This window comes from Dysgonomonas sp. GY617 (genome assembly GCF_015233815.1).
Classification (GTDB): domain Bacteria; phylum Bacteroidota; class Bacteroidia; order Bacteroidales; family Dysgonomonadaceae; genus Dysgonomonas_A.
The window spans coordinates 105645-118658 of sequence record NZ_JADCLR010000021.1; the positions used below are offsets into that span (position 1 = coordinate 105645).

The window sequence follows — 13014 nt, forward strand, 5'->3', positions numbered from 1 at the left end:
ATTGCTGATTCTATAAAATTCTTAATTTTGCAGATCAAAATCATAAAACATTATCTTCGCTTGTAGGGAGATAAATAAAAATAGTATACAAATGATTAAAATTACATTTCCTGATGGTTCTGTGAGGGAATTCCCCAAAGGAACAACTTCAATGCAAATTGCAGAGAGTATTAGCTCAAGATTGGCTCAAGATGTATTAGCATCTAGTGTCAATGGACAAACATGGGATCTAACCCGTCCAATAGAAGAAGATTCTACGGTAAGTCTGTTAAAATGGGATGATACAGAAGGAAAGCATGCATTTTGGCACTCATCAGCACACTTAATGGCCGAAGCTGTACAGGAATTGTATCCTCATGCTAAATTCGGAATTGGTCCTGCCATTGAAAATGGCTTCTATTATGATATAGATTTTGGTGATACCCCTGTAAAAGATGCAGAATTTGCTGCTATCGAAAAGAAAATGAAGGATCTTATCGCCCAAAAAGAAGAAATAGTTCGCAAAAGCATATCAAAAGACGATGCCCTAAAATTATTCGGAGATCGTAATGAAGGATATAAAGTGGAACTTATCAACGATTTGGCTGATGGAACCATAACAACATATACACAAGGATCTTTCACCGATTTGTGCCGTGGACCTCACTTACCCAATACTTCTTACATCAGAGCTGTAAAGATACTAAGTGCAGCAGGGGCTTATTGGCGTGGTGACGAAAAAAGAAAACAATTGACTCGTTTATATGGAATTACCTTCCCTAAACAAAAAATGCTAGACGAATATCTAGTATTATTAGAGGAGGCAAAAAAACGTGACCATAGAAAGATAGGAAAAGAACTAGAACTATTTGCATTCTCTGAAAATGTAGGAAAGGGACTACCTCTTTGGTTACCTCGCGGAACACAATTGCGCCTACGTTTAGAAGATTTCTTGAAGCAAATACAAAAGAAATTCGACTATCAACAGGTTATGACTCCGCATATTGGAAGCAAGCAATTATATGTAACATCTGGGCATTATGCAAAATATGGCAAAGATTCTTTCCAACCTATTCACACACCTGAAGAGGGAGAAGAGTTTCTTCTTAAACCAATGAACTGTCCTCACCACTGTGAGATCTATAAAATAGTGCCACGCTCATACAAAGACCTTCCTCTTCGCCTAGCTGAATTTGGCACAGTATATCGTTACGAGCAAAGTGGAGAGCTTCATGGCTTGACTCGTGTTAGAGGATTTACTCAAGACGATGCGCATATTTTCTGTACACCGGATCAGCTTAAAGCTGAATTTTTGAAAGTTGTAGATATTATCTTTATTATTTTCAAAGCTCTTGATTTTGAGAACTTCGAAGCACAAATCTCATTAAGAGATCCTAATAATAGAGAAAAGTACATTGGAACTGACGAAAACTGGGAAAAAGCTGAACGTGCAATCATAGAAGCTTGTGAAGAAAAAGGATTACCCGCAAAAGTTGAATTAGGAGAAGCTGCATTCTATGGACCAAAGCTTGACTTTATGGTGAAAGATGCTATTGGCAGACGTTGGCAACTTGGAACAATTCAAGTAGACTATAATCTACCTGAACGTTTTGGTCTAGAATATAATGGAGCAGACAATCAAAAGCATTGCCCTGTAATGATTCACCGTGCACCGTTTGGCTCTATGGAACGCTTCATTGCTGTACTAATAGAACATACTGCCGGAAAATTCCCTCTTTGGCTCACACCCGACCAAGTCGTAATTTTGCCAATCAGCGAAAAATTCAACGACTATGCACATAAGGTATCTGCATTCTTAAAAAACAAAGACATTCGCTCTCAAGTGGATGACAGAAACGAAAAAATAGGCAGAAAAATTAGAGATAACGAATTGAAACGAATCCCATATTTACTCGTTGTAGGAGAGAAAGAAGCAGAGAGTGAAGAAGTTTCCGTAAGAAAACAGGGTGAAGGTGATAAAGGTTCGATGAAATTTACTACCTTTGCCGATCAAATTACTGAAGAAGTTGAAAAAATGATGAATGCGTGGAATCATTGATTCACTGTCCATTATAAATAAACGGATAATCAACAGCATAAAAGAAAAAATAAAACAGAAAGGAAATAATCTTTTTTAATGAGGAACAACAGAATAAATAACAACAAAAAAGAAGAACTTCACAGAATTAATGAAAAAATTCGTGTGCCCCAAGTTCGTCTGGTTGGAGAAAACATTGAGCAAGGAGTTTACTCAACACATGAAGCTTTGAAAATAGCCGACGAAAAAGGCTTAGACTTAGTCGAAATCTCTCCTAGTGCAGATCCTCCTGTTTGTCGCATCACTGATTATCAGAAATTTCTATACCAACAAAAGAAAAAACTGAAAGAGCAAAAAGCTAAAACAGTTAAAGTTGTAGTAAAAGAGATTCGTTTTGGTCCTCAAACTGATGATCATGATTTCAACTTTAAATTAAAACATGCCAAATCTTTCTTGGAAGAAGGTTGTAAAGTAAAAGCATATGTGTTCTTCAAAGGTCGTTCGATCTTATTTAAAGAACAAGGTGAAGTTTTACTACTACGCTTTGCTACAGAATTAGAAGACTTCGCAAAAGTAGATCAACTACCTCAATTAGAAGGTAAAAAAATGATCATTATGCTATCTCCTAAAAAAGTACAACCAAAACCAAAACCAGTAGAAGATAAGCCACACAAAGTGAAAGAAGCGAAACCAAAGACTGAGGAAAAAGCGACAACTGAACCTGAGGGAGAAACTCAGACTCAAGATACGCCCGCAGCAGAGTAAGCTCAAAAATGAATAGAGGAAAACACCAGTAATGGTGCTATTTTAAATAATTAAATTAAGTTTAATAAGATGCCAAAAATGAAGACTAATTCCGGTGCCAAAAAAAGGTTCAGCCTTACCGGATCAGGAAAAATCAAAAGAAAACATGCTTTCAAAAGTCACATCCTGACTAAGAAAACTAAAAAACAAAAAAGAAATCTAACTCACTCAGCTACTGTCCACAAGTCTGACGAGAACAATGTTAAGCAAATGCTTAGATTGAAATAATTTCGAAGTTTTTTAAAGCAAATTTTCAATTAGGTTTATTAACCGAATGTACGCATCAAAAGAGTTCTTATTAATAAAGGAGAACCGCTAACATTCAAAACATCTTACAATTATGCCAAGATCAGTCAATCATGTTGCCTCGCGCAACCGCAGAAAAAAAGTATTAAAACTAACAAGAGGTTACTACGGTGCCCGCAAAAATGTTTGGACAGTTGCCAAGAACACTTGGGAAAAAGGTCTAACATATGCATTCCGCGACCGTCGTGCTAAAAAACGTAACTTCCGTGCACTTTGGATACAACGTATCAATGCAGCTGCACGTGCAGAAGGAATGTCTTACTCTCGTTTAATGGGTGCTCTTCACAAAGCAGGAATTGAGATTAACCGCAAAGTTCTAGCTGACCTTGCTCTTAATCATCCAGAAGCATTCACAGCTATCGTAAATAAAGTGAAATAAATATATTCTACGATATAGAAAAAGATCAAACAGTTATTGTTTGATCTTTTTTTTGTTTATATTCTTTTATCTTTGACGTAAATTTGAGTAAAAGAAATAATGCAGAGGGACTACTTCATAGATGTTATAAAAGGCATCACAATTATAAACATTGTAATCATTCACACCATCTACCATTCAGGTGGAGAATTTCCAGTCTTCCTAAAAAACTTTGTTTTACTGGCCGATGTTCCTATCTTCTTCCTTTGCAGTGGACTTACATCCTCCGGAAATATAAAGAAAACAATCATCAGATTATTTAAGCTACAACTAAGCTTCATGCTTTTTATCTCTATTGTATTTATAATTTCATCGATATACACACAAGATGTATCGTGGGGACTATTCTTTGATAACATATCGCATGACTACAAAACAATGCCACCATTTCACTCTGTGAATTATTCATTATGGTATATCAAAGCTTATTTTATAATTGCAGTTATTGGCTCCATTATTATTCATTTCGCCTCTACTAAACTAAGAATAGACATTATTCTATCCATCCTATTTTTAGGAATACTATATTCAAGCTTTCAAGGTTATATACTTGACAGTATCTATATATCAATCATTAATTTTTACTTATTCATATTCTTATTAGGCTTTAGGCTTAAAGATATCAATATAAGTAAACAAGTATTTTCAGGCACTATCCTCATTGTATTGTTCTGCCTATTGTTCTGCCTATTTTTCTGGTTCTTTATTGCAAATCAATCCAAACTTATCCAAATATATAAATTCCCTCCTCATATAATTTATTTGCTCATATCTGCTGTAGGTTTATCTACCATCATTTTTTTAAGAAGAAAAGTAAAAATAAGTCCAAAGAACATATTTATCTACCCCGGTAGAAACTCATTATTCTTTTATTTTGCTCAAGGCATAGGAGGAAGCCTCACTCTTGGAGTAGTCATAATAGGCATGCAACATTCACTAAAATGGTATCTAATATTTTTGTTAGCTCTAATTCTGAACTTAACTGTTACCTGCATTTTAGCTCCATTCTTAAAATACTGTGATTCATTAATGTGGAAAACAATTCATATCGTTATGAATAAAACGAGAAAAAGCGTTCAATAACGTAAAAAATTCCAACACTAAAGAACACTTCTCATAAAGAATAAATACTCCAAACTTACAAGATGAATAATATTCACACTTTGCTATAAGCCGAACTTGACATTTAGTGATCTTATCTATTTTTCATCTACACTTATAAAAAAAATCACAGATCAATCCTTTCCTGAAAATTCACACTTCATTTTCACCTCTGATTCTTTAATGCAAAGAGCCTTCAAAACATTTTCACTATAAATAATTAGTATACAAATCTAGAATAGATAAACTAAAGGAAATATAATTAACCTATGCAACAATGCAAAAACAGACAAAAAAGTCTCATTTTACTTTCTTTACTAGGTTATTTACTCTATTTTTGCACTACGAATCATTGATAAAAAAGATGCACTATTACTTTTATTTATAAGAGTCTAATCAATAACCATTAAATAACTAAAAAACTATTAAATCTTATGAGTTGGTTACTTAATTCTTCTATTGGCCGCAAATTCATCATGGCTTTGTCCGGCTGTGCGTTGATTTTGTTCCTACTATTCCACATGAGCATGAACTTAGTTTTGATCTTTTCGGTCGAAGCTTATGACATGATTTGTGACTTTCTTGGAACAAACTGGTATGCGATTGTAGCTTCTATGGGTTTAGCTGCATTGTTTATCGTACATATTTTGTATGCTGTGGTATTAACATTGCAGAACAGAAAAGCACGTGGTAGCGACGTGTACGCATCATCTAACCTTTCTCCTGTAGAATGGTCATCTAAAAACATGCTGGTATTAGGACTAGTAATTGTTGCTTTCCTTGTATTGCACCTTTACGATTTCTGGTACAAAATGCAGTTCTCTGAACTTTTCCATTTAGAAGGTGCTGAACCACACGGATCGGTAATCGCAATTGATTTATTCAGTAATCCTGTGCATGTGCTTCTTTATCTTATAGGTATCACAGCACTTTGGTTTCACCTTGCACACGGTTTCTGGAGTATGTTCCAGTCAGTAGGTATCAATAACAGAATATGGTTACCTCGTTTCAAAGTTATCGGATATGCAGTAGCAACTATCATTTGTGTAGGCTTTGCTATAGTACCGATTTTCTTCCTAGCGAAGCATTTCCTTTGTTCTTCTTGTATTTAATTAACCGCTAAAAGAAAAAAACAGATATGGCTACTATATTAGATCCAAAAAAAGATTCTAAAATTCCTGATGGGCCTTTGGCTGACAAATGGAAAAACTATAAAGACCATCAAAAGCTTGTAAATCCTGCGAACAAACGTCGTCTTGATGTTATTGTTGTAGGTACAGGTTTAGCAGGAGGTTCGGCTGCTGCATCTCTTGGAGAAATGGGATTCAATGTCCTTAACTTCTGTATTCAGGATTCTCCACGTCGTGCACACTCTATTGCTGCTCAAGGTGGTATTAATGGGGCTAAAAATTATCAAAATGACGGTGACTCTGTTTACCGTTTATTCTACGATACAATCAAAGGTGGTGACTATCGTGCACGTGAAGCAAACGTATATCGTATGGCTGAAGTGTCGAATAACATCATCGACCAATGTGTAGCTCAAGGTGTACCTTTTGCTCGCGAATACGGAGGTCTGTTAGATAACCGCTCATTCGGAGGATCTCAGGTATCACGTACTTTTTACGCAAAAGGACAAACAGGACAACAACTTTTACTTGGTGCATACTCTTCATTGAGCCGTCAAGTACAAAAAGGTTCTGTTAAACTATATACACGTTACGAAATGCTTGATCTTGTTATCATTGATGGCAAAGCTCGTGGTATTATCGCACGTAACTTAGTTACTGGTAAGATCGAACGTTTCTCGGCTCACGCAGTAGTTGTAGGAACAGGTGGATACGGAAACGCATTCTTCCTTTCTACAAATGCAATGGGTTCTAATGGTTCGGCTGCTATCCAATGTTACAAAAAAGGAGCTTATTTTGCTAATCCTTGTTTCGCACAGATTCACCCAACTTGTATTCCTGTTCACGGAGAATTCCAATCAAAATTAACTTTGATGTCAGAATCTCTTCGTAATGACGGACGCATCTGGGTACCTAAGAAAAAGGAAGATGCTGAAGCTATCAGAGCAGGTAAACTTAAACCTACTCAATTGAAAGAAGAGGATCGTGACTACTACTTGGAAAGACGTTATCCTGCGTTTGGTAACCTTGTACCTCGTGACGTTGCATCTCGTGCTGCTAAAGAAAGATGTGATGCAGGTTTCGGTGTAGGTGGTACTGGTTTAGCCGTATATCTTGACTTCTCTGACGCTATCAAGCGTTTAGGTAAAGATACTGTAGAAGCTAAATATGGTAACCTTTTCCAAATGTATGACAAGATTGTGGATGACAATCCATACGAAACACCTATGATGATTTATCCTGCTATTCACTATACTATGGGTGGTGTTTGGGTTGATTATGAATTGATGACTTCAATTCCTGGATGTTTCTTCATCGGAGAAGCTAACTTCTCGGATCACGGAGCTAACCGCCTTGGAGCATCGGCTCTTATGCAAGGTCTTGCTGATGGATATTTCGTATTACCATATACTATTCAGAACTATTTGTCGGACCAAATTACTGTACCTCGTTTCAGCACTGAACTTCCTGAATTCCAACAAGCAGAAGACGATGTAAATAAAAAGATCGCTAAGCTTATGAGTATCAAAGGAAATCGTTCTGTAGATTCTATACATAAAGAGCTTGGGCTTATTATGTGGGATTTTGTAGGAATGGGACGTACTAAAGAATCTTTGGAAAAAGCTATTGAGGATATCAAGAAAGTGAAAAAAGAATTCTGGAGCAATGTACGCATACCGGGTGAAGCTAGTACGTTAAATGTTGAACTTGAAAAAGCACTTCGTGTAGCTGACTTCCTTGAAATTGGCTATTTAATGGCAATTGACGGATTGAACAGAAACGAATCGTGTGGTGGACACTTCCGTGAAGAGTACCAAACACCAGAAGGTGAAGCTCTTCGTCGTGATGATGAATACGCTTACGTTTCTTGTTGGAAGTTTACAGGTGAAGATCAAGAACCTGAATTAATTAAAGAACCTCTTGACTACGAATTTGTAGTTAGACAACAACGTAACTATAAAGCATAACCCAATTAGTAAAAGAGTAACAAAAATGGATAAGACAATAAATATAACATTAAAGGTTTGGCGTCAAAGAGGTCCTAAAGAAAGAGGAGCTTTTGAATCATACAAATTGGACGGAATATCGGTAGACACTTCTTTTCTTGAAATGTTAGACATTCAAAACGAAATACTTATCAATCAAGGACAAGAGCCAATCGTATTTGACCACGATTGTCGCGAAGGTATCTGCGGTATGTGTAGCTTGTATATTAACGGACACCCTCACGGACCAGACGAAGATATCACCACATGTCAATTACACATGCGTAAATTTAAAGATGGCGAAACTATTACAATCGAGCCTTGGCGTTCAGCAGGATTTCCTGTTATCCGTGACTTGATGGTAGACCGTACAGCTTTCGATAAAATTATTCAAGCAGGTGGATACACTTCAATAAATGCAGGTGGAGCACAAGATGCTAATGCAATTCCAATTTCGAAAGAAGCTGCAGACGAGGCTATGGACTCAGCATCATGTATCGGTTGTGGAGCTTGTGTGGCTGCTTGTAAAAACGGATCGGCAATGCTATTCCTTTCGGCAAAAGTAAGTCAACTTGCTTTATTACCTCAAGGACGTGTAGAGGCTGCGAAACGTGCAAAATCGATGGTTGCAAAAATGGATGAATTAGGCTTCGGTAACTGTACCAATACTGGTGCTTGTGAAGTTGAATGTCCTAAAAACATTTCAATCAGTAATATCGCTCGTTTGAATCGCGAATTTATCACTGCTAAATTCAAGGATTAAGATCATAAGACTTAAATACCTTAAGATATAGTTCTACAAAAGCGGCTACTTTATAAGTAGCCGCTTTTATTTTAATTACATTCGCTATAAATACATCTCACCATAAAGAAAAACAAGCCCATACTTTGGAGAAAGCAATCAACATACAAGAATATATTAGTTCAATTATCTCGCTGGAAGACAATCAATGGGAACTAATATTAAATGCACTCGAAAGCAAAGTAATAGATAAGGACGACCACTTACTAAGAGAAGGAGAAGTGTCAGATTCTATTGCTTTCATAAGTAGTGGAACTCTTATTTATTATAAAGATCTTGAAAACGGAGATCAAATGACTACCGATTTTGGTTTTGAAGGAGATTGGGTAACCGATAACTACAGTCGATTAAACAATTGTCCCTCCCTCATAAATATAAAAGCAATAGAAAAATCTAAACTATATATCCTAAAGAATAATGAACTAATAGCACTTTACAATAAAATCCCCTCATTAGAAAGATTGGGACGTGTAGTTACCGAACGTTTCTTTCTAAAAATGGTAGAGCATAATATCGATTTACAAACACTCTCAGCAAAAGAGCGATACCTGAAGTTACTAAAAAATCATCCTGAGATATTTCAACGAATACCTCAATACCATATTGCCAATTATTTAGGCATAGCTCCTAAGTCATTGAGCAGAATTCGTAGTGAAATTTTCAACAAAGATTAATTTGGTAACAAATGTGGATCAATTGAGTACTATTCTATTCTGACCTTTACACCAAATAACAACTGTAAACGTCAAATAAAATGAAAACTAATTGGTTATTTCTACTCCTATTTTTCGCACTAACTACAACTCTCTTTTCTCAAGACCAACAATCAAGCACAAAGCCTCGAAGCTATGAAGTAAAACAAGCTTTTGAAGTAGAAAGCCTCGTTCCTATGTTTTTTACAGGAGGCTATCACTTCGCTGTTGGATATCGATACGAAAAATTCAGAGTGAGGGTAAGCGTTATAAATGGCGGAACCTACGACGCAGAAACCGCAGGTATAAACAACAACCCTACCGAATTTAAACGCTTTTATAAAACATCACCGGGAATTTTCTTAGGATATAACGTCTGGAAGAATCTTGAACTTTATGGATTTGCCGAATTTCACACATTCAGCATACAACAGAAAAGCACAAAAATAGAAAAGGATATTCATAGTATTGATCTTGGAGGAGGCGTAGGCTATCAATTCTTTATCGGACGCTATTTTTATATACAACCTGCCGTGCATATCTATTGTCGAAAAGATCATAGTTTAGACTTTGAGGGTACTAAATACAATATTTCTAATATTGATTTTTCTCCCGTGCTTCGTTTAGGTGTAAGACTTTGGAGTAAATAGAAATTCGTATTTTTAAAAGCTCTGAATAAAATATACGGGCAAAAGGCTTGTAAATAAAAAAACATTTATATCTTTGTGAAATACACAGTATCATTATTTATGTCAAATTGTATTTTACATGTCCTCATTCTTGATATTCTGCTCGTCGGACAGAGTAAATGAGGAAGGTATGTATAACGATAATCGTGTACTAAAATAGCTAAATGTAATCACTAGATATAAACCTTTCTCATCACTGAGAAAGGTTTTTTTTATCAAAAAACTATCAAGATGGCAATAGAATTAAGAAGTTCTACCAGCACACAAGGCAGAAGAATGGCAGGAGCCAGAGCTCTTTGGAGAGCAAACGGTATGAAAGAGGAACAGTTGGGCAAACCAATCATTGCGGTGGTGAACTCGTTTACTCAGTTTGTACCCGGGCACATGCATCTACATAATATAGGTCAACAAGTAAAAGCCGAGATCGAAGCATTGGGTTGCTTTGCAGCCGAATTCAATACAATAGCCATTGACGATGGTATTGCAATGGGACATGACGGTATGCTTTACTCGCTACCCTCTCGTGATTTGATTGCAGACAGTATCGAATACATGGTAAATGCTCACAAAGCTGATGCAATGGTATGTATAAGTAACTGCGACAAAATCACTCCCGGAATGCTTATGGCAGCCATGCGATTGAATATCCCGACAATATTTGTATCGGGTGGTCCAATGGAAGCCGGAGAGTTAGACAACAAACATCTCGACTTGATAGATGCCATGATAAAAGCCGCAGACAGCAATGTTTCGGATAAAGAGGTATCAGCTATCGAACGTGCTGCTTGTCCAACTTGCGGATCATGCTCAGGAATGTTTACTGCCAACTCGATGAACTGTTTAAACGAAGCAATAGGTTTGGCATTACCCGGAAACGGAACTATCCTTGCTACTCATGCAAACAGATTGAAACTGTTTCAGGATGCAGCTAAAATGATTGTTGCAAGCACTTACAAATATTATCGAGATGGTGATGATACCGTACTTCCTCGTACAATAGCTACAAAACAAGCCTTCCTTAATTCAATGACATTGGATATAGCCATGGGAGGTTCTACCAATACGATACTTCACTTACTGGCAATAGCTCACGAAGCTGAAGTAGACTTCACAATGACCGATATAGACCAACTTTCGAGAAAGACGCCATGTCTTTGTAAAGTAGCCCCCAATACCGATAAATACCACATACAGGATGTAAACCGAGCAGGTGGTATATTAGGTATTATGGGAGAATTGGCAAAAGCAGGTTTAATAGATACTTCTCTACCTCGTGTAGATGGTCTTACTCTTCAACAAGCAATCGGCAAATACGATATAACTTCTGCAAATCCATCGGCTGAAGCTCTTGAGCTTTACAAATCGGCTCCCGGAAATAAACCGAATTTAGTAATGGGATCGCAAACAAACATGTATAAAGATGTTGATAGCGACAGAGCAAACGGATGTATCCGTGACTATGAGCATGCATATACTAAAGATGGCGGTTTAGCTATTCTGAAAGGAAATATTGCTATTGACGGCTGTGTTGTTAAGACTGCAGGTGTTGACGAAAGCATTTTCAAATTTTCGGGTACAGCAAAAGTATTCCATTCTCAGGATGATGCTTGTGATGGTATTTTAAGAGATAAAGTAAAGGCTGGGGATGTAGTTGTCATCACATACGAAGGTCCGAAAGGAGGTCCCGGTATGCAGGAGATGCTCTACCCTACCTCGTATATAAAATCAAAACATTTAGGAAAAGAATGTGCCTTGATTACCGACGGTCGTTTTTCAGGAGGAACTTCAGGACTTTCGATAGGTCACGTATCACCCGAAGCTGCAGCAGGCGGAGCAATTGGTCTGATAAAAGACGGTGATATTATAGAAATAGATATCCCCAACCGATCTATCAATGTAAAAGTATCAGATGCCGAATTAGAAAAACGCCGTCAAGAAGAACTTGCCAAGGGTAATGAAGCATTCAAACCCAACCGTGTAAGAAATATATCTAAAGCCTTAAAAGCATACGCAAGTATGGTAAGTTCGGCTGATTTAGGTGCGGTTAGATTGATAGATTAAAACATCCGAAAGATGGAGATAAAAGCTAAATCTTGGTGTTGGCAAAAGAAAGGTGAACCAACTGATCTTATTCTCAAAGAAAAGGAAATAAGAGAAATTGGGGATAACGAAGTCCTTATTCAAAATAATGTAATAGGACTAAATCCTGTCGACTGGAAATTAATCGAACGGGGACATCCTGCATGGAAGTCCGATTCAGTTCCCGGTGTTGACGGAATGGGAGTTATTCTCAAAGTTGGACGAAATATGACTCATTTGCGTATAGGCAGCAGAGTATGTTATCATACCGATCTTTCGAAAGACGGCAGTTTCAGTACACACACAATTGTTTCAGGGCATGCACTTATGCATGTTCCCGACAAATTGAGTGATACGGCAGCAGCATCTTTTCCCTGTCCATCACTTACGGCTTGGCAAGCTCTCCAAAAGATACCCAATATAGCAGGTAAAAAAGTTTTAGTAAGCGGTGCAGGTGGATCAGTGGGATATTTCCTCACTCAATTATTACTCGAAGCCAATGCACGGGTCTATGTTACGGCTAGTAAAAAACACCAGACTGAATTCCTCAAAATGGGTGTTATACAAGCTATAGATTATAAAGACAATAACTGGAAAGAAACTATAAAGAATCATTTGAATGGAAATTCATTTGATGCCATAATCGATACTGTAAGTGGAGAGCATGCAACAGGAATGGCATCACTACTCGGATATTATGGACATCTGGTAGCTATTCAGGATCGAGTCGAGCAGTCTCCTTTGCCTGCATTTACAACCTGTATTTCGGTACACGAAGTAGCTTTGGGAGCTTTTCATAAATATGGATCGCCACAACAAATAGTAGAGTTGATGCAGCAAGGAGAATTACTCCTCAATAAAATAGCGAGCGGAACCCTCAGAATAAGGGATAACAAAATCGAAACATTCGATAACCTCGCCAAGCATTTAGCTGAAATGAAAGCTAATAATATTCAAACAAAGTACTTAATTAAAGTTTCATAAGCATTTA

General features: G+C 37.1%; 12 protein-coding genes. All 12 read left to right on the forward strand.

The window, feature by feature from the left end:
- Positions 1-91 precede the first annotated feature (91 nt).
- The 12 genes from thrS to IR022_RS10355 all read left to right on the forward strand — a co-directional run bounded on the left by thrS (position 92) and on the right by IR022_RS10355 (position 13007).
- Positions 92-2038, forward strand: a complete 1947-nt coding sequence (thrS, locus tag IR022_RS10300; protein ID WP_194203634.1) for a threonine--tRNA ligase — start codon at positions 92-94, stop codon at positions 2036-2038.
- Between the two features lie 78 nt (positions 2039-2116).
- Entirely contained in the window at positions 2117-2782 is a 666-nt protein-coding gene (gene infC, locus IR022_RS10305; RefSeq protein ID WP_199330302.1) for a translation initiation factor IF-3, read from the forward strand.
- Positions 2783-2851: 69 nt separating this feature from the next.
- Entirely contained in the window at positions 2852-3049 is a 198-nt protein-coding gene (rpmI, locus tag IR022_RS10310) for a 50S ribosomal protein L35 (RefSeq protein ID WP_050708469.1), read from the forward strand.
- Between the two features lie 112 nt (positions 3050-3161).
- A complete protein-coding gene (rplT, locus tag IR022_RS10315; RefSeq protein WP_050708470.1) occupies positions 3162-3506 on the forward strand; it encodes a 50S ribosomal protein L20 in 345 nt (114 codons plus the stop codon).
- A gap of 99 nt (positions 3507-3605) precedes the next feature.
- On the forward strand, positions 3606-4628 hold the full coding sequence (locus tag IR022_RS10320; protein WP_194203635.1) for an acyltransferase family protein: 1023 nt from the start codon (positions 3606-3608) through the stop codon (positions 4626-4628).
- 452 nt (positions 4629-5080) lie between these two features.
- Entirely contained in the window at positions 5081-5758 is a 678-nt protein-coding gene (locus IR022_RS10325; protein WP_050708472.1) for a fumarate reductase, read from the forward strand.
- Positions 5759-5784: 26 nt separating this feature from the next.
- Positions 5785-7743 (forward strand): fumarate reductase/succinate dehydrogenase flavoprotein subunit, encoded by a 1959-nt coding sequence (locus tag IR022_RS10330; protein WP_050708473.1) that lies wholly within the window; start codon positions 5785-5787, stop codon positions 7741-7743.
- 25 nt (positions 7744-7768) lie between these two features.
- On the forward strand, positions 7769-8524 hold the full coding sequence (locus IR022_RS10335) for a succinate dehydrogenase/fumarate reductase iron-sulfur subunit (protein WP_050708474.1): 756 nt from the start codon (positions 7769-7771) through the stop codon (positions 8522-8524).
- Between the two features lie 125 nt (positions 8525-8649).
- A complete protein-coding gene (locus tag IR022_RS10340; protein ID WP_199330303.1) occupies positions 8650-9237 on the forward strand; it encodes a Crp/Fnr family transcriptional regulator in 588 nt (195 codons plus the stop codon).
- An 80-nt stretch (positions 9238-9317) separates the two neighbouring features.
- The gene (locus tag IR022_RS10345) at positions 9318-9905 is read left to right on the forward strand and encodes a hypothetical protein (protein ID WP_194203636.1); all 588 of its coding nucleotides are present in this window, start codon (positions 9318-9320) and stop codon (positions 9903-9905) included.
- Between the two features lie 270 nt (positions 9906-10175).
- On the forward strand, positions 10176-12005 hold the full coding sequence (ilvD, locus tag IR022_RS10350) for a dihydroxy-acid dehydratase (RefSeq protein ID WP_194203637.1): 1830 nt from the start codon (positions 10176-10178) through the stop codon (positions 12003-12005).
- A gap of 12 nt (positions 12006-12017) precedes the next feature.
- Positions 12018-13007, forward strand: a complete 990-nt coding sequence (locus IR022_RS10355; RefSeq protein ID WP_194203638.1) for a zinc-binding dehydrogenase — start codon at positions 12018-12020, stop codon at positions 13005-13007.
- Positions 13008-13014 lie beyond the last annotated feature (7 nt).

Bases quoted from the DNA above. Each gene is read 5' to 3' on its own strand.
- thrS (WP_194203634.1), top strand. From the start codon at position 92: ATGATTAAAATTACATTTCCTGATGGTTCTGTGAGGGAATTCCCCAAA.
- infC (WP_199330302.1), top strand. From the start codon at position 2,117: ATGAGGAACAACAGAATAAATAACAACAAAAAAGAAGAACTTCACAGA.
- rpmI (WP_050708469.1), top strand. From the start codon at position 2,852: ATGCCAAAAATGAAGACTAATTCCGGTGCCAAAAAAAGGTTCAGCCTT.
- rplT (WP_050708470.1), top strand. From the start codon at position 3,162: ATGCCAAGATCAGTCAATCATGTTGCCTCGCGCAACCGCAGAAAAAAA.
- IR022_RS10320 (WP_194203635.1), top strand. From the start codon at position 3,606: ATGCAGAGGGACTACTTCATAGATGTTATAAAAGGCATCACAATTATA.
- IR022_RS10325 (WP_050708472.1), top strand. From the start codon at position 5,081: ATGAGTTGGTTACTTAATTCTTCTATTGGCCGCAAATTCATCATGGCT.
- IR022_RS10330 (WP_050708473.1), top strand. From the start codon at position 5,785: ATGGCTACTATATTAGATCCAAAAAAAGATTCTAAAATTCCTGATGGG.
- IR022_RS10335 (WP_050708474.1), top strand. From the start codon at position 7,769: ATGGATAAGACAATAAATATAACATTAAAGGTTTGGCGTCAAAGAGGT.
- IR022_RS10345 (WP_194203636.1), top strand. From the start codon at position 9,318: ATGAAAACTAATTGGTTATTTCTACTCCTATTTTTCGCACTAACTACA.
- ilvD (WP_194203637.1), top strand. From the start codon at position 10,176: ATGGCAATAGAATTAAGAAGTTCTACCAGCACACAAGGCAGAAGAATG.
- IR022_RS10355 (WP_194203638.1), top strand. From the start codon at position 12,018: ATGGAGATAAAAGCTAAATCTTGGTGTTGGCAAAAGAAAGGTGAACCA.